This window comes from Actinomyces oris (assembly GCF_001929375.1).
GTDB lineage: Bacteria > Actinomycetota > Actinomycetes > Actinomycetales > Actinomycetaceae > Actinomyces > Actinomyces oris_B.
The window spans coordinates 1-17,243 of record NZ_MSGO01000047.1 but is presented as its reverse complement, the minus strand read 5'-3'; the positions used below and the strand labels follow the sequence as shown (position 1 = coordinate 17,243).

Genomic DNA, 17,243 nt, shown 5'->3' with positions numbered 1-17,243 from the left:
AACGATGAAAACTCGAGGTTAGTTCAGACAATTCCCAATCCTATGTTATATACCTTGAGGCTTATTCACAGGGCTAGCCTGCGCCGGCATCTGCGCAGGTCACAGCACCTTTGACGGATGCTGTGAATAAGCCTCCTTGCTTTAACTGACGGATTTATCGACCCTCCTCGAAAGGCGGATAAGTCAAGCATTTCCGGAGGCATCTCCACAAAAGTTAAAGCTGACGCCGGACTTCGCGCCGGAACAGACGGAGATGGAAAGAAGTCAGTCAACCTCAATACGGGTATATACGCAAAGGCTCAGGCGGACAAAAACTATACTAGCCAGAAAGACAATCGCAAAGGCCATGAAGGTGAGCATACGGACACGGTAAAATATTCCGGATCTATCAGCGGAGGCGCAAATGCTTTTTTTTGGGGGCTGTCAGGAACAGGAAGTTACGAAGGAGGAATGTCTACCACCTACGATAAGAACGGCAAACTCACTGAAATTACGTTCACGCAACAGACTTCAGGAGATGTAACCTGGAACACGACAAATGGTCCAGTGAAGGGCAATGGCAACACAACTGGTTCTGGTTCTGCAAGCTCAACCGACAAGAAAATACACGTTACAACCACGAAACTAAAGGTCACTGACGAAAATCGCGCCATTGTAAACGAATGGCTTTCGCAAGCCTATGTGACAGACCCTCATTCCGGGACCACGACGCTGACGATCCCACCAAACGTGCTTACCCCAGACTCGCCAGTACCAGACGACCCAATGCAGCAACTGTTGTACGAACAGGCTGTCAGCACTGATTCTATCTACAATGTTGATGGGAATGATATCTCTATTGGCGGAGAGGTGGCCGCTGGACTCAAACTCGGCGCTCAAATGAACATCGGAAATGAGGACTCAAAGATTGCGCAGCAAACTTATCTCGGTAGCACTCCTTCATCTGGCGCAGGTCGTCCAAGAAAGGTGGTAGACTGGTGCACGAAGTAGAGCCAGCTATTTCAACGGTACAAGCACAAAAAGGAGGAAGCTATGCGGCGTCGAGACTTCATTGCGTGCACTTCGGTTGCGGCGGCTTCATTAGCGCTTGGAGGGTGCATTTTTCACTCTCAAGCACCGAAAGGATGGAAGCGGGAAACCGCCGGACACTCATCGTTCTACGTTCCTGAGAACTGGAAACAAGTGAATATTCCGGACGACGCCATTTTATTTGGTTGGGATTGGGTCATGCAAGACACCTCAGAGTTTCGCGATAGTTCGACCACCTGTCGAGCACTAGTCATGTCACATGGCGTGGATTCAGCAATACATAATCCTCCGAAAAACGACACAAGAAAACTAGCAGTCCTTCTGTCTGAAACCGCCGTATTTGGCGGAGGAACTGCGATCGGGATCAATAATTCTCCGTATCAGATTAAAGGCACTCCCGACCAGTTGTGGCGCATGGACTACCGAGAGGAAGATGACTCAACTAAAGTCTCTGACCATGTTTTTGTTGCACAGGATGAGGGGAAATCAGAAGTTGCGATCATTGGCCTGACGGGACCCGGAATCACGGAAGAGCTTTTGAAGACGTTCGCAACAGGAATCGAAGTTAATCATGACTAACATTCACAGTACGCCACAGAATCGAAGCACTTTTCGATCTTTGTTAATAACCTGGGCACTAAGTGCCGGATATTTCCTACTGTTATGCGTCATATTTTCGTTCCTGAACGACTCCATCATCAGAGTCTTGGGCATTAGTGGCGCCGACATTCTGGCACTTATGGCACCTTGGAGCACCGCATTTCTTAGCACTTTCCTGATCCCTCGTTGGCTGACCAAGAGGTTCGTGACGTGCTTTACATTCTCGTTTCCCGTCCCGACGCTTCTCTGTATCGGGTCGACTTTCATGATCCCTTCCGGTATCCCCAACCGCGAATTTTATGTCGCCCAAGTCATAGCCCTCGGACTCGCGACTTCGTCGTTCGGCACTGTTGTTGGGTGGATCATTCGACGCGGAAAATGACACTAAGCCAGGCATCGCCCGTCTCATGTTCGGACAGGCTGAATCCTCGCGGCGATTCCCGGCTTGTCATCTCACTGATGGACGTACCCTGGACGGCACCGGATCGGCCAGCACCCCCGGTGATCATCCTCGCAGCACTCTCACACAGTTCCAACGAGTAGCTCACTCATCCCTATGGCAGCCGCCCTCACTCAGCATCGGAACGGCCCTGCCCTGGACCAATTCCATATTGGCAACAGCACGCGTCTACCCGTAGAGTCTCAGTCAGATAACGGTATCGACCCCGACGACACCGCTCTGCACCTGTCGCCTCATCGAAAGGACGCACTCCGTGCGCTGCCGTTCCCAGATTCCCCGACTGGCAAGGACAGTCGTCCTCACACTCTTCGTCGGTATCTCAGTCAGCACCATTCAGCCCGCTGCCGCAGCCCCAGGCTCAGGGGCGAAGCAGGCCGTCAGCACTACACGGTCACTGACCAGCGGATACAGCGCGGAAGGTTCCGGAACCAACCCAGTGACCGCGCAAGTCGCCAACGCACGGGCCAAGCGAGCAACGTCTCAGTGCGCCAACCAGCGCTCCTGCCCGTCTCCCTCATCCCCGGAGGTCACCAAGCAGGCGGAGAACACGGGGGCCGGTCGGGCCAAGCATTCTCACCCTTCTGCGGCACCTCAACCCGACTCCACGGTCGAGTCGTCGCCGGGCCGGCTGACAGTCGGCACGACGGCGTCGGGCAAGGCCTCCGGCAGCACAGCGGCTTCCCAGTCCTCGGTCACGTATCCGGTTCTGACCATCGGCGGCAGCGTCACGTACCGGCGAGCAACCTCCGCTGAGCCCGATGGAACCGGTGCCGTCAGCCATACGCTCTCCTACAAGGCCGACGTCCCTGTCCCGGAGCACAGTCAGGAAGTCGACTCGGCATGGAACAGCTTCGGTATCGTCTCGCCCCCGAAGGGGCAGCGCATCAGCCTGGGCAGCCTCGTTCTCTCCTACGACACCGGCGGCGACCTCGACAAGATGACCTTCACCCATGTCACCGAGGGATCCGCTAACGGCGGCATCTCCGGAGTCGCCGCGGGCACGGCAGTCACGACGGTGGTCACCACGACACTTGACGTCTCAGCACTCAGTGGATCGGACCGCGATCTCGCCAACGACTACGCCACTTCCGTCCTGCTCTCGTCGGGCGCCGTCAACATCCCCGCGGCCTCTTTGTCCGTAGGTGATCCGTTGGGCTCCTCTGCCAGTGGCACATTCGCCACCGTCCTTGCTACCAAGGCGAGCACCAAGCAGGTCGTTGTCAACGGCACGGCGATCACTGACAACGGCGGCTTTGACGCCCTCTCCGGGAGCTGGAGCACTGACAAGCTCACCAAGGACCGCAAACAGCTGGCGAGCCACACCCACTAGCCGGTTCCTCTTGTGGACGCCTGACGACAACGCAAGGACAGCGTATGAAGACTCCTGTAAGAGCTGTGGCGGCAGCGATGGCCGTACTCGCCCTGTGTGCCTGCGGCCACCGAGGCGCCTCAGACTCCAGCACCGCCTCGGCTGCAGCATCCGCATCCCAGCCATCGGCGTCGAAAGACTCCGGTGCGACGGCGTCGGACAGCATGATGACCCTTCTCCCAACTGGGAACCTCGTCATCCAGGTACCCGGGGACGCCGTCACTGGAACCACCACGACCTACGACGACGGCATGCAGCAGACCTACTACGACAGCAGAGGCAGCATTCCTCTGACGGTTGCTGTCGAGTACTACGCCGCCGGCGCCAAGCCCGCGGCAAGCATCCTGACCGCGGAGCAGCAGGCGCTGACCGCCCAGTCCATCCAGCCAACGGTCACCCCCGTGAAAGTTCCTGGCGGATCCGGCGGGAACCGGATGGACTGGAAGACCACGGCGATCCCGCCATGGCTGCAGGACCGTAAGACCTCCGAGGTTCCCATCACCTGCGCCGGAATCATCGTTGACGGCCCCGGCGGGGAGAGCTACGGCGTCTACGTCTTCGCGGACCCCAAGAACAAGGAGAGCCTTCGCCGCATGTCGTCCGTCCTCACGTCAGTGGCGGTGAGCGCCTCATGAAGCGCCGCCTCCTCATGGCCGCCGGCGGTATCGCCTCCCTGAGCGCGGTCGCCTCATGCAGCAAGTCTCCTGAGAAAACACCCGTTTCAGACATGACCTCTGTCGACGACGTGAAGCAGCCGCAAGCCCCGTCCAAGAGTCCACAGGATGCTCCCCAGGACTGGACGAGCATTAACTTCTCCGGCATCTCTGTCAGTCTGCTGTCCTCCCTCAAGGGCCCCACCCGGCGCAGCGGGTGGCCCCCGTATGCCGTCTCCTACGACCAACAGACCAACGACACCAGCTTCGAGCAGCGGGTCCTGCTCTCCGGCATTGACGCGAGCACCACCGCCGACGGCATCAGGCAAACCGTCAGTCTCACGAGCTCCTACCTCTTTGAGAACTACTCGGAGATCGGCCGGATCTCCTGGGAGGCCAGTGGAGACAAGCCCGCCACTGAGAGGGTCGCCTTCTACTGGGGTCCTGCAGCGTCCTGGCTGGGATGGACCTGGCTGCTCGCCTCACAGGTGGGGACCGGCGTCGTCACTCTTCTGAGCACCGTCCTGGATGACGGCCTTCGCAACGGCATCGAGAACTCTCTGACCCTGACGAGGCAGCAACAATGACCATCCACCGACGACGAACACTTCTAGCGGCCTCGACGGCCACAGCCGCAGCGCTTCTTACCGGCTGCTCCTTGGCCAAGCACCCGGGCCCAGAAGGGGACTGGGACCGTCTTGAGGACGGCGACCTGCTTCTCGCGGTTCCCAAGGGCTGGGATCGGTCAGTGGCGCAGTCCAGCATCTGGGGCACCAAGTGGACCGACCCGTCAGACAAGTCCGCCGTCCTCATGACGGCCCAGTCCATCGAGGCAACTGACGGCTACGACGCCCTCGACCTCGCCATGAACGCCGCTCGGGCCGTCACTCGCGGCTACCAGCCTATTGGCTCTCGGACCGCTGCCACCGACGGTTCCATCATCCTGGCACAGCAGCAGTACCAGACCACCTGGCCCTACCAGAAGAAGGGCTCACTGTGGGCCATCAGCCGGGAGTCGAAGATCTGCCTCGTGGACTTCTCAGGAGCGAAGATCACCAGCGATCAGATCTCGACCGTGGGCCAGTGGATCGAGCTGCGTTGAGTGGTCGAGGCGCCCCGCCTCACCCCCAGCGCACATCGACGTGACGGTTGGCGGCCTTGCCGGCCTCATTGACGCTGCCGTCCGGATTGGTCTCGGAGGCCACGGGCTCGCTCTCCCCCTTACCGGAGGACTGAACGTTCAGGGACGGGACCTTGGAGGTCAGGTAGTCGGCGACGGCCTTGGCCCGCTGCTCGGAGAGCGTCTGGTTGTGAGCGTCGTCGGCGACGGAGTCCGTGTGCCCCACCACGGTGACCGTGGCCGGAGGCTTGCCGTTCCAGCGCTTGACGATCTCGTCGAGCACCTGCTTGGCGCGGTCGGTCAGGGCCGAGGAGTCGACGTCGAAGGTGACGTCTCCGGACAGCGAGGCCACCGTGGTCTGGCCGTCCGAGGAGTAGGTGACCGCGCTGTCCGAGCTGCTCGAACGCGACACCGGCGTGACGACTCGGTCCACGGTCTGAACCACCCGGGGGTTGCCCGGCCCTGCGCTCTCCGGCTGCCTGACGATCGGCGTCGGATCGGCTGTGGCGCTGTCGCTTGCAGCGGCCAACGGGTGGCCCGCTTGCGGTACTGCGGGTAAGGCAGCGGCTCCGGCGGACACCGACCACGATGCCGCGCACACGACCGCGACCGCAGCGGCAAGCACCTCGGTTCGGGGGCGAGACGTGGCGCCCTTGACCCATGCCCCATTCATCTGCCGTCTCATCGGGCCACCGCCACGTTGCTGAAGGTCCCTCCATTCGGAATGGTGATGGTGACGTTCTTCGCCTCAGCCGGCACGCCGGTGAAGGTCGCCTGAAGCGCGATCGTCTGACCAGGTTTGACGTACTCAGTGAGGTCACTGGAACACAGGCAGCCGCCCTGGGAGTCGTAGGAGACGCGGTAGATGCTTGAGGAGGACGGCTCAATGAGCGTCAGGCCGTCGGCGTTGTTCGTGCTCCCTCCCGGACTCGCCTTTCCACTGGGCTGCGGTACCGAGTCATCCCCGTCGGAGAACGAGTCATAGATCCACATGTCATTCTTCTTGTCATTATTCGTCACGGAGAACATGACGGTGACCGTCGTTCCCGCACCGGACACGGAATTCAGGGAAACAGTTCCAGGCTTGCTGTCAACGGTCGTGGGATGCGACTCAATGGCCCCACTATGGCCGCCGCCCCCGGCCTGCGCCGATTTCGATGCGGACGCGGACGCCGACGCCCCCTCCCCGTTCGCCCCCGAGCCTCCTGGCAGCTGGCAGGATGCCAGAGTCGCCGCCAGACCAATGGCGCTCACGGCAGCCAGAACTCGCTTCGAAGCAGTCATCATGATGGAACCTCCAGTGCTATCGATCAGGCCACGTCGACCTGAGGAACACTGAAACTCTATGCAGCATCCATCGGCCAAAAAATGGGGAGACTCCCACGGGGAAATGACGTGCTGTACCCGGGGCACCATGGGGACCCCAGGGGACTCACATACTCCCCGTGCAGCGATGGGGAGTACCCGGGGAGCCATGGGGAGTACCCGGGGAGCCCCTCTTGATGAGATGATTACGTTATGATTACTCTCGGTCGTTGAGAAATTTCGACGGACCCATGAAGGAGTTCTTGTGTTTCCCGTATCGTCTGGTTCTTCTTGTGTTCCTTCGGCACCGTCTCGTCGGTCTTTTGTGGCGCTCTCGGCCCTGGTGGGGGTGGGTGTGCCGGCGCTGGCAGGCTGTGATCTGCCGGGGGCATCGAAGGACAAGGCAGGGGCGGCCTCTCCGTCGGGCTCCACAGCCTCAGACGTGGGTTCGGCCTCGGCCAGCGCTCCGGCTAAGGCGGGGAGCACCCAGTGGCAGAAGCTCGACGGCCACGTCATGGGCCACAAGGTGAGCGTGGAGGTCTCCCCCGTCATCCGCCAGGACGATAAGACCTCGTACATCGCCGTGAAGCTCACCCGCGCATCCGACGACGCCTCCATCGACGCCGTCAACGCCCATCCCTTCAGCGACAATCGCAACAGGGTCGTCCTCTCAAGCTACTTAGGAGCTCCAACCATCTTTCGGCCTGGCGCAGGAGCCGACCTGGTCAAGCTGCTCGACACCGCCACCGGGCGCGTGTGGAGCGCCGTCGACGGCAGCGGCGGAATGCTAGAACTCACCCCAGGCAAGGAGATTATCTCCTACCTGTCCTTCGGCAAGGTCGACACTGACACCGTCACCGTCATGGTCCCCATGGCCGGCTTCACCACCGTCTCCGTCCTGGACGCCGGCGACGCCAAGAAAGCCAAGATCGACCTGAGCACAGCCCAAACCGACATCGACAAGTACCCGCGCGCTGCCCCCGAGCTCGCCGACCCCGTCGCCATCGAGCGCTACACCCGTGCCCTGGACGACTCCACCAGCACCCACGCCGGCAGCAAGGACATCACCGTCACCCTCGCATCAGACGTCACCTTCGACTCCGACTCCGCCAACCTGACCCCCGGAGCCGACACCCAGCTCAAAACCGTCGCCGGCCAGCTGGCCCAGCACCCCGACGGCGGCACACTCACCATCGTGGGCCACACCGACGACATCCAGGACGACGCCTACAACCAGACCCTGTCCGAGAAACGAGCCAACGCCGTCAAGACCCGCCTCGAACAGCTCACCAAGCTCGACAAGTGGAAGACCACCGTCTCGGGCAAGGGCGAGAGCCAGCCCAAGATCAAGGGCACCACCGACGAGGCCAGAGCTGCCAACCGACGTGTCGAGATCACCCTGACCCCCACCGGCGGCACCACCCCCAAGAACACCAACACTCCCACCAGCAGCACAGCCCCTCACCCCAGCAGCGGCAAGCTGCCCGACCCCCAGGGCCCCGTCGCCAAAGGCCCTGAGGGCGTCACCCTCACCCCCAAGAGCGGTGACACCAGCGGAGAGGTCACCATCACCCTCGACCACGTCACCCGCAAAGGCGGCTACCTGCTGGGCACCGTCACCTGCACCGTCAAGGACGGCTCCACCGGCGCACAACTCCACCCCCTGCTCCAGGACCCCCAGACGGCCCTGAGCAACCAACGCGACGAGGACGGCAGCGCCTTCGTAACCCAGTTCGCCAGCGACGGCCTGACCCTCCTCAGCAACGGCGAACGCATCTTCCCCGCCGACTACAACGATGCCTACAACAAGCAGCACCTCCCTCTGACCGAACTCAACCTCAGCGACCACCTCAAGACCGGCACCACCACCATCTGCGTCGTCTGGCCCGACCCCGGCGGCGACACCATCACCCTCGACCACGCCAAGGGCAAGTACTCCATCCCAGACACCGCCTACCGCCTCACCGACATCCCCATCAAGAACAGCTGAGGCGCATTCGGACCTGCCGCGAAACGGAGAGGTTGTCCCCGTCCTTGTGAGAGGGAGAGACAAGGACGGGGACAACCGGCTTCTCCACTCCCGCCCCCATCCGGTGCTCCACCGACGACTTCACCGTAGCCAGCACGGCATCCCTCGAACCATGGGCAGATACCCCCGTGGAGGATTCGTGCAGTCCCCGGGCCCTGCCCGGGGACTGCACGTACGCCCCGGAGCCGGAGTGCAGGCGAAGAACGGCGTCGGCCACCTCCCAGGCGAGGAGGCGGCCGACGCCGTCGTGAAGGAAAAGAGCCTCAGGCCTTGGTGACATCCATCGGGATGCCGGGGCCCATGGTCGTGGTCATGGTGGCCTTGAGGATGTAGCGGCCCTTCGAGGTCGAGGGCTTGAGGCGCAGGACCTCCTCCAGGGCGGCCTGGAAGTTCTCCGTCAGCTGCTCCTCGGAGAAGGAGGCCTTACCGATGATGAAGTGGAGGTTGGAGGCGCGGTCCACGCGGAACTCGATACGGCCGCCCTTGATGTCGGAGACGGCCTTGGCCACATCCATCGTCACGGTGCCGGTGCGGGGGTTTGGCATGAGGCCACGGGGGCCCAGGACGCGGCCCAGGCGACCGACCTTACCCATGAGGTCCGGGGTGGCCACGGCGGCGTCGAAGTCCGTGTAGCCCTTGGCGACCTTCTCGATGAGCTCGTCGCCACCGACCTCGTCCGCGCCGGCGGCGAGGGCCTGCTCGGCGCGCTCGCCCTGGGCGAAGACGACGACACGGGCGGTCTTACCGGTACCGTGCGGCAGGGACACGGTGCCACGGACCATCTGGTCCGCCTTGCGGGGATCGACCCCCAGGCGGAAGACGACGTCCACGGTGGCGTCGAACTTGGTGATGGAGGTGGACTTGGCCAGGTGAACGGCCTCGGCCGGGGTGTAGAGGACTCCGGACTGGATCTTCTCAGCCGCGGCGCGGTAGGCCTTGGAGCGCTTGGTCATCTGCTTCTCCTTGCAGTCGTGGTGTTCGGGCCGCGCGAGGCCCTTCCACGGTTTCGTATGGGGATTGAGTTGAGAGAGCCGGCAGGTCGGCGAATGCCTCAGGCCTCGACGGTGATGCCCATGGAGCGGGCGGTACCGGCGATGATCTTGGCGGCGGCCTCGATGTCATTGACGTTGAGGTCGGGCATCTTGGACTCGGCGATCTCACGCACCTGAGCCTGGGTCAGGGAGGCCACCTTCACGCTGTGGGGGGTGGCGGAGCCCTTGGGGACGCCCGCGGCCTTCTTGATGAGCTCGGCGGCCGGCGGGGTCTTGGTGATGAAGGTGAAGGAGCGGTCCTCGTAGACGGTGATCTCCACGGGGATGACGTTGCCGCGCTGCGACTCGGTCGCCGCGTTGTACGCCTTGCAGAACTCCATGATGTTGACGCCGTGGGCACCCAGGGCGGGGCCGATCGGCGGAGCGGGGTTGGCCTGGCCAGCCTGGATCTGGAGCTTGATCAGCCCGGCGACCTTCTTCTTGGGGGCCATAGGAATGGGTCCTTCTTACTTGTCCGGATGTGCTGCACGCCTGCCGCGCAGCCGTGGGTGCATGCGCACACACAAGCGCTCATCGTAGCCCGCTGCTGGGCCGAGCAGGGCGCCCGGTGCGCGGTATCACAGGACATCGGCCTGTGATTCACGGCTCCCGCGCCGTGGCCGCTCGCGCGACCCGGACGGGTGTGGCCCGACGACGCTGTTCCGCGTCGTCGGGCCACACCCGATGTCGGGACCTCTCCTCAGGTCCGCCTCAGATCTTGGCGACCTGGGTGAAGGAGAGCTCGGCCGGGGTGTCGCGACCGAACAGGGAGATGAGCACCTGGAGCTTCTGGGTCTCGGGGTGGATCTCGGCGATCGTGGCCGGAAGGGACTCGAAGGGGCCGTCGGTGACGATGACGGACTCGCCGACCTCGAAGGCGACCTCGAAGACCTGCCCGCCGGTGGCGATCTGGGTGCCGGAGCCGGACTCGGGGGCCGTGGCCTCCGCGGCGGCGGCCTCCTTGGCGGCGATCTCCTCGGGCGTGGGGCCGAGCTGGGCGACGGCCTCCTCGAAGGTCAGCGGCACCGGGTTATAGCGGTCACCCACGAAGCCGGTGACGGCCGGAGTGTCCTTGATGGTGCGCCACACCTTGTCCGAGGTCTCCGGGTCATCCAGGTCCATGCGCACGAACACGTAGCCGGGGATGCGTACCCGGGAGACTTCCTTCTTCTTGTTGCCGTTCTTGATCTCGATGACCGTCTCCATGGGGACGGTGGCGTCGAAGATGTAGTCCTCGACCTCGAAGTTCTCGGCGCGGGCCATGATGTCGGCGGCCACGCGGCGCTCGTAGCCGGAGTAGGTGTGCAGCACGTACCACTGCCCCGGCAGGGCCGACATCTGGCGGCGGAACTCGGCCAGCGGGTCGACGACGGGCGCCTCCTCGGACGGCGCGGCCGGCTCATCAGCAGCGGCGTCGGCCTGCGCCTGGGCCGCCTCGTCGGTCGCATCGGCCTGGGCGACCTCAACCGGCGCGACGGTGTCACCGGCGTCGTCGGCCGCGAGCGAGGCGAGGGCCTCGACGTCGTCGGGGGTGGTCTGCGAGGAGACATCCTCAGACATGGTGTACCTGCTTTCCAGTGGCGTGAGACGAGCGGATGCAACGGGCCGCGCAAGCAGCAGCGCCGTCGGGAGTAGACATGGTCAGGGGCGCAACCGCGCATCCCCGATGAGGGTGCGGCCGCGGAAACCGGGAGGTCAGGCGAAGAGCCACATGACGACCCGGTTGAAGGCGAAGTCCAGCACCCCGGTGAAGGCCATGATGGCGATGATGAAGACGACCACCACTGTGAAGTAGGTCCACAGCTCGTTCATGGTGGGCCAGACAACCTTGCGCAGCTCGTCAATGACCTGGCGGATGAACAGGGCGATGCGCCCGAAGAAGCCGCGCTTCCTGCCCGACTTGCCTGTCGCGGCGCGTGCGCTCTCGCTCATGAATCTGGGTCCTCAGGGTCGACGGTCAGGTCAGTTCCCGCACAGCGGGGAGAAGACGAAACCGACGGGATCTCCCGACAGATCCGCCGTTCTCAGCAGGGCAGGCGGGACTCGAACCCACAACCGCCGGTTTTGGAGACCGGTGCGCTACCAATTGCGCCACTGCCCTTCAGCGGTGCTCTAGTTTGCCATACGAGGAGGCCTTTGCGGTAACCACCGGCCGTGGGGTGCGCCACGCCGGGGCCTGCCGGGGTGAAGCCGCCTCGCCGCGACCCAGGTGACGCCCCGGAGGCGCCCCGGGGTGCCATGGCCGGCGGATCAGACATGTTTTCTGACGTACAGGCCTTGCAGGTCGTGGGACCATAGTCGGGTGACACCTGCACCCACGCACCGCGTTTCCGCCCGCCTGTCCGCCATCGCCCCCTCCGCCACCCTGGCCGTCGACGCCAAGGCCAAGGCCCTCAAGGCCGCCGGCCGCCCCGTCATCGGCTTCGGCGCCGGAGAGCCCGACTTCCCGACCCCCGACTACATCGTTGAGGCCGCCGTCGCCGCCGCGAAGGACCCGGCCAACCACAAGTACTCCCCCGCCAAGGGCCTGCCGGTCCTGCGCGAGGCCATCGCCGCCAAGACGCTGCGCGACTCCGACTACGAGGTCTCCCCCGACGACATCCTGGTCACCAACGGCGGCAAGCAGGCCGTCTTCCAGGCCTTCGCCGCGATCGTCGACCCCGGTGACGAGGTTCTGCTGCCCGCGCCCTACTGGACCACCTACCCTGAGGCCATCGCCCTGGCCGGAGGCGCCACGGTCGAGGTCTTCGCCGGGGCCGACCAGGACTACAAGGTGAGCGTCGACCAGCTCGAGGCCGCCCGCACCGAGCGCACCAAGGTGCTGCTGCTGTGCTCGCCGTCGAACCCGACCGGATCGGTCTACACGCCCGAGGAGCTCACCGCCATCGGCCAGTGGGCCCTGGAGCACGGCATCTGGGTCATCACCGATGAGATCTACGAGCACCTCCTCTACGACGGCGCCCAGACCGCGCACGTCGTCAAACTGGTCCCCGAGCTCGCCGAGCAGACGATCGTCCTCAACGGCGTGGCCAAGACCTACGCCATGACCGGATGGCGCGTGGGCTGGATGATCGCCCCCAGCGACGTCATCAAGGCGGCCACCAACTTCCAGTCGCACCTGACCTCCAACGTCGCCAACGTTTCGCAGCGCGCGGCGCTGGCGGCCGTCAGCGGCGACCTGACCGCCGTCGAGCAGATGCGCACCGCCTTCGACCGGCGCCGGCGCACCATGGTGGAGATGCTCTCGCAGATCGAGGGGCTGACCGTGCCCGTGCCCCGCGGCGCCTTCTACGCCTACCCCAGCATCGAGGGGCTCGTGGGGCGCACGCTGCGTGGCACCACGATCGACAGCTCGGCCACGTTGGCCGCGCTCATCCTCGAGCACGCCGAGGTCGCCATCGTTCCCGGTGAGGCCTTCGGTCCCTCGGGCTTCGTGCGGCTGTCCTACGCGCTGGGCGATGACGACCTGGTCGAGGGCGTGGGCCGGATTCAGAAGCTGCTGGCCGAGGTCGAGTAACCCCCGAGGCTCCACTTCCTCCGCCCCCTCCACCGAGCCGGGCATATTTCGCGTAGCCCCACAGGAATTCTGTCGGGCACCGCGAAATATGCCCGGCTCGACGTGAGACCGGCGGGCTTCAGTGGGCACCGCGGCGGGCCTGGATCTCGCGGCCCTGCGCCAGCCAGGTCTCGGCGCGGGCCAGGCGGCCCTCGGCGTCGGGGCGCCACGGCCCACCGTCCTCGCGGCGGGCGCCGGCCACCAGGGACAGGACCACACCTGCACAGCGAGCACGCAGGGAGACCGGGTCCACCTGCCGTTCGGCCATGCGGGTCCAGGTCTCCAGGATGGGGCGCAGCTTCGGGTAGGAGGCGGGTGCCAGGTGGTCCAGCACGCTGACGTGCCCCAGCAGGCAGGCCAGGTCATCAACCCGGTAGCCGGGCCCCAGGGAGTCCACGTCGAGCAGGCTGGTGACGGCCTCACCCTCCATGAGGACATTGGCCTCGTAGAAGTCACCGTGGACCGGGACCGGCCGACCGGCGTCGGAGGCGGCCATGAGCTGCTCGACCCCCTCGGCCACTGCCCGGGCGCGAGCGGCGTGCTCGGGCAGGACCGTGGCGGCGGCGTGCGCGTAGTGACGGGCTCGCTCCGACCAGGCGGCGTGCGCCGGCAGCTGCATGGCACTGGCCGGCAGGGCGTCCAGCAGTGAGATGAGGCCGTTGAAGACGCGTTCGCTGCGCGAGACGCTCATCCCCTGGGACAACAGGCCGGACAGGGCCACCCCCCGACCGGTGGACAGCAGGACGAGCCCATCGGGGTCCTCCCGCAGGACCTCGGGCGCAGGCACGCCCGAGGCCGTCAGCAGGCGGTGGCGCTGAGCGAAGGACGGAGCCTGGCTCGGGCGCAGGACCTTGGCGTAGGCGGTGGTCTCATCCGGGAAGGTGGCGCGCACGACCGCTCGACGTGTGGGCCGGTAGGCCACCATCGTGGCCTTGACCTGCGTGCCGATCCGGGCCGAGAGCAGCGAGGGCGTGCAGGCCACCACCAGACCGGGAAGCTCGGGGTCGGCCGGGTGGCGCCACACATGGACCGCGGGGCCGTCCCCGCCGGTGGGGGCCACCCGGGTCAGTCCCGGTGCGTGCGGGTTGGACAGGCGAGCCGTCGTAGCACACAGGTACTCGGTGGTGGAGCGCCCGTTGGGTGCGACGACAACAGCCGTGTACCCCACGGACACCCCCGCTCCGGGGCGGTGGTGGACTGAGTGGACCTCCCAGCTGGCCAGACGCTGGCCGGCAGGGGCGAGGGCGGCGGAGAGCACGGACGCGGCGCGCGGCCCCGTCAGCAGGGCCACCTCCTCGGGCTCCTGGGACGCCGACGAGTGGTTCATGGCAGTTAGTCTGCCCCACCCACCTGGTGGTTCGCCTCTAAAACGGCCCCCGGTGTTCGACAACAGCGGAAGCGATCACTCCCGCTCCAAGGCGATGCGCTGGGTGTCCGAGGTGGAATATGTGCAGGAGCACGAATCTGTCACTCCGGGCGACTTTTAGGCCGAGCCGGGAAGGGGTCGCCGAACCCCCTTCCCATATTGGCGCAGGTCCACGCCACTCCCTTCCGCCACGAGCCGTTGGCACCTCTCGGAAAAGTCGCCAATCGTGACACGGAGGGCACTGTCAGCAGCGCAGGGAACCCAGAGTTATCCACAGCGCCAGTCCGCACCTTTTGCTTTTCAGTACTGTTTGCCATGATTTAAATATGTTTGAGGATGGTCGCCAGGATGAGCTACACGCTCGGCTTCTGGCCAGGAACGGTGCAGCCCGACTCGCATCACTGAGCCTTACCCGGTCAGAGCGCAGAACGGTGACGCGCATGCTGTCAGAGAAGGCGCTGACGTCCCATCCCGGTCACGTCGTGGCTCTGCCCTCGACCAAGGCCTTCGTCATCACCTGCCGCCGACTGGGAGGCGTGGTGACCTGTGGTCGTGCGATGAAGCACTACGGCATCCCGCTGAGGACATCACCCGGCGCTCTCCATGTCGCCATCCCGGCGCAACGCAGCCGCATTCCCGACGCGATCGGCCGCACAGTGGTCCACCGCGTCAGAGGGCTGTCGCTCCCCGAGGACACCGAGCCGCCAGTGGCTGAGGTCGAGCAGGCCCTCATCTGCTACATGCGCTGCAGCGGCGAGCTCGACGCCCTCATCGCTCTTGATGCGGCCCTGCGCCTGGGATACACGACCCGCGCTCAGCTGGCATCCGCTTTGCCGGGCCCGCGCAACGCACCGCTGCGCTCCCTGCTCTCCCAGGCCCGCCCGGGGGCGCGCTCCCTGCTGGAGACGATCGCCCGCTACGACCTGAAGCAGGCCGGATACCACCCCGTCGCGGCGGTGAACGTGGACGGGATCGGAGAGGTGGATCTGGTTCTCAGCCGGAGGCCTCAAGCGATCATTCCCGGACCTGCGAATGGCACTCATGTCCTCACCGCAGCGGCCGGTCCGGCCCTGCTCATCGAGACAGACGGCTACACCTACCACTCCTCCCGCTCCGACTGGCAACACGACCACCTGCGCGATCAGGCTGCTCTCGCGCTCGGCCACACCCCGCTGCGTCTCACCAGCAGCCAGGTACTGGATCGCGAGACGGTCCGGATCGTCTCTCCGGTGGCGCACCGCCTCGGAATCCACCCGGATGTCACTCCGGGCGACTTTTAGATCGTGTCGGGGCGGGATCGCAGGGCTCCTCTCCCCTATCTGTACAGGTCCGAGCCTTCTCTTGCCGTCACAGACTGTCGGAGCCTTCCGGAAAAGTCGCCAATCGTGACACTTTGGCGCCTCCCGCCTCACGTGGGAGAGCTGCCGGCGGGGTGCGCACGCGTGGAAGAATCCACCCATGCGAGACCTCGCCACCCTTCCCAAGGCGCACCTGCACCTGCACTTCACGGGGTCGATGCGCCTGGAGACCCTCATCGAGCTGGCCTCCTCCGCGCGCACGCGCCTGCCGTCGAACTTCCTGGACGGAGACCCTCTGCGCGTCCCGGCCGACCGACGCGGCTGGTTCCGCTTCCAGCGCGCCTACGACACGGCCCGGGCCCTGGTGCGCACTGAGGAGGTCATGCGCCGCATCGTCCTGGAGGCCGCTCTGGATGACGCCGCCGAGGGCTCGCGCCGCCTGGAGATCCAGGTCGACCCGACCAGCTACGCCCCTTTCGTCGGCGGGATCACCCCCGCCCTGGAGATCATCCTCGATGCCGCCAAGCAGGCCACGACCCTGAGCGGAGTGGAGGTGGCGGTCATCGTGGCGGCCTCCCGGATGCGTCACCCGCTGGACGCCCGTACGCTCGCGCGCCTGGCGGTGCGCTATGCCGGGGACCAGCCGGGCGAGGTGATCGGCTTCGGTCTGTCCAACGATGAGCGCGCCGGCCAGACCTCCTCCTGGGAGCGTGCCTTCGCCATCGCCCGCCGGGGCGGCCTGGCCTCCATGCCGCACGGAGGGGAGCTCTTAGGGCCCGACCACCTGCGCGAGGTCGTCTCCGCGCTCGGCCCCACGCGCCTGGGTCACGGGGTGCGCGCCGGCGAGGACCCCGCCCTGCTGGACGCGATCGTCGCCTCCGGCATCAGCCTCGAGGTCTGCCCCGCCTCCAACGTGAGCCTGGGCGTCTATCACAGCCCCGACGACGTCCCCCTGCGCACGCTCATGAGCCATGGGGCGCAGATCGCCCTGAGCGCCGACGATCCTCTGCTCTTCCAGTCCCGGCTCGTCGACCAGTACGAGATCGCCCGAGCCCTGGGCTGCGACGACGCCGAGGTGGCCGAGCTGGCCCGCGGATCGATCCGCGCCTGCCTGGCCTCACCGACGACGAAGCGGGCCTGGCTGGCCGAGGTGGACGCCTGGCTTGCGGCGCCCGACCAGGCTCCGCAAGCGCAGTCCGGCAGCTCAGAGACCGGCGACCTCGAGCCTCACGCGCTTGCGCACTCGGGGGTCTAGAAGCAGCAGGCACGCAGGGACGCGCTGACGCGCCCCGGGGTCGCGGGCTGAGCCGGCGGCGTCCGCAGTCGAGGACCAGGGTGCGTCGCGGCGAGCCAGACGAACCACACGCCGCCCGCACGCTACGGCCGCCGTGGCTCTGGCGAGACGGGCTAGAAGCCGACCTGGACGG

Annotated in this window: 17 protein-coding genes and 1 tRNA gene; 10 read left to right on the top strand and 8 right to left on the bottom strand. The window is 65.2% G+C overall.

Annotated features, from left to right (window positions below; translation table 11 throughout):
* Positions 1–450: 450 nt before the first annotated feature.
* The 6 genes from BKH32_RS13680 to BKH32_RS10810 all read left to right on the top strand — a co-directional run bounded on the left by BKH32_RS13680 (position 451) and on the right by BKH32_RS10810 (position 5,213).
* On the top strand, positions 451–990 hold the full coding sequence (locus BKH32_RS13680; protein ID WP_143222804.1) for a hypothetical protein: 540 nt from the start codon (positions 451–453) through the stop codon (positions 988–990).
* A 42-nt stretch (positions 991–1,032) separates the two neighbouring features.
* Positions 1,033–1,608, top strand: coding sequence for a hypothetical protein (locus BKH32_RS13675; RefSeq protein WP_143222803.1), 576 nt, complete (start codon positions 1,033–1,035; stop codon positions 1,606–1,608).
* Positions 1,609–2,525: 917 nt separating this feature from the next.
* Positions 2,526–3,419, top strand: a complete 894-nt coding sequence (locus tag BKH32_RS10825) for a hypothetical protein (protein ID WP_075250048.1) — start codon at positions 2,526–2,528, stop codon at positions 3,417–3,419.
* Between the two features lie 206 nt (positions 3,420–3,625).
* Positions 3,626–4,093, top strand: coding sequence for a hypothetical protein (locus tag BKH32_RS10820; RefSeq protein ID WP_256691673.1), 468 nt, complete (start codon positions 3,626–3,628; stop codon positions 4,091–4,093).
* Complete coding sequence (locus BKH32_RS10815; RefSeq protein WP_075250046.1) at positions 4,090–4,698, top strand: hypothetical protein; 609 nt, start codon at positions 4,090–4,092, stop codon at positions 4,696–4,698. Before BKH32_RS10820 ends, BKH32_RS10815 begins: the two co-directional genes overlap by 4 nt.
* A complete protein-coding gene (locus BKH32_RS10810) occupies positions 4,695–5,213 on the top strand; it encodes a hypothetical protein (protein ID WP_075250045.1) in 519 nt (172 codons plus the stop codon). Before BKH32_RS10815 ends, BKH32_RS10810 begins: the two co-directional genes overlap by 4 nt.
* Before the next feature lie 19 nt (positions 5,214–5,232).
* Here the strand turns inward: BKH32_RS10810 and BKH32_RS10805 are convergent, their stop codons facing one another.
* Both BKH32_RS10805 and BKH32_RS10800 read right to left on the bottom strand, forming a co-directional pair.
* A complete protein-coding gene (locus BKH32_RS10805) occupies positions 5,233–5,664 on the bottom strand; it encodes an OmpA family protein (RefSeq protein WP_256691672.1) in 432 nt (143 codons plus the stop codon).
* A gap of 248 nt (positions 5,665–5,912) precedes the next feature.
* On the bottom strand, positions 5,913–6,290 hold the full coding sequence (locus BKH32_RS10800; RefSeq protein ID WP_256691671.1) for a hypothetical protein: 378 nt from the start codon (positions 6,288–6,290) through the stop codon (positions 5,913–5,915).
* A gap of 571 nt (positions 6,291–6,861) precedes the next feature.
* Between BKH32_RS10800 and BKH32_RS10795 the strand changes: the two genes are divergently transcribed.
* On the top strand, positions 6,862–8,526 hold the full coding sequence (locus BKH32_RS10795) for an OmpA family protein (RefSeq protein WP_256691670.1): 1,665 nt from the start codon (positions 6,862–6,864) through the stop codon (positions 8,524–8,526).
* Positions 8,527–8,828: 302 nt separating this feature from the next.
* Here BKH32_RS10795 and rplA read toward each other — a convergent pair whose 3' ends face one another.
* From rplA to BKH32_RS10770, 5 genes are all read right to left on the bottom strand, one after another.
* Positions 8,829–9,518 carry a 50S ribosomal protein L1 gene (gene rplA, locus BKH32_RS10790; protein WP_075250043.1) on the bottom strand — a complete coding sequence of 230 codons (690 nt, stop codon included), beginning with the start codon at positions 9,516–9,518 and terminating at the stop codon, positions 8,829–8,831.
* 98 nt (positions 9,519–9,616) lie between these two features.
* A complete protein-coding gene (gene rplK, locus BKH32_RS10785) occupies positions 9,617–10,048 on the bottom strand; it encodes a 50S ribosomal protein L11 (protein WP_075250042.1) in 432 nt (143 codons plus the stop codon).
* A gap of 259 nt (positions 10,049–10,307) precedes the next feature.
* Positions 10,308–11,156: a transcription termination/antitermination protein NusG gene (gene nusG, locus BKH32_RS10780; RefSeq protein ID WP_075250041.1), complete on the bottom strand. Its 849-nt coding sequence runs from the start codon at positions 11,154–11,156 to the stop codon at positions 10,308–10,310.
* A 135-nt stretch (positions 11,157–11,291) separates the two neighbouring features.
* A complete protein-coding gene (gene secE, locus BKH32_RS10775) occupies positions 11,292–11,528 on the bottom strand; it encodes a preprotein translocase subunit SecE (protein ID WP_075250040.1) in 237 nt (78 codons plus the stop codon).
* A gap of 96 nt (positions 11,529–11,624) precedes the next feature.
* A tRNA-Trp gene (locus BKH32_RS10770) sits at positions 11,625–11,697 on the bottom strand.
* Positions 11,698–11,898: 201 nt separating this feature from the next.
* Between BKH32_RS10770 and BKH32_RS10765 the strand changes: the two genes are divergently transcribed.
* Positions 11,899–13,113, top strand: coding sequence for a pyridoxal phosphate-dependent aminotransferase (locus BKH32_RS10765; RefSeq protein ID WP_075250039.1), 1,215 nt, complete (start codon positions 11,899–11,901; stop codon positions 13,111–13,113).
* A 118-nt stretch (positions 13,114–13,231) separates the two neighbouring features.
* Here BKH32_RS10765 and BKH32_RS10760 read toward each other — a convergent pair whose 3' ends face one another.
* A complete protein-coding gene (locus BKH32_RS10760) occupies positions 13,232–14,479 on the bottom strand; it encodes a phosphotransferase (protein ID WP_075250038.1) in 1,248 nt (415 codons plus the stop codon).
* Between the two features lie 479 nt (positions 14,480–14,958).
* Between BKH32_RS10760 and BKH32_RS10755 the strand changes: the two genes are divergently transcribed.
* Positions 14,959–15,798: a hypothetical protein gene (locus tag BKH32_RS10755; protein WP_256691666.1), complete on the top strand. Its 840-nt coding sequence runs from the start codon at positions 14,959–14,961 to the stop codon at positions 15,796–15,798.
* A 178-nt stretch (positions 15,799–15,976) separates the two neighbouring features.
* Complete coding sequence (locus BKH32_RS10750; RefSeq protein ID WP_075250036.1) at positions 15,977–17,071, top strand: adenosine deaminase; 1,095 nt, start codon at positions 15,977–15,979, stop codon at positions 17,069–17,071.
* Positions 17,072–17,243 lie beyond the last annotated feature (172 nt).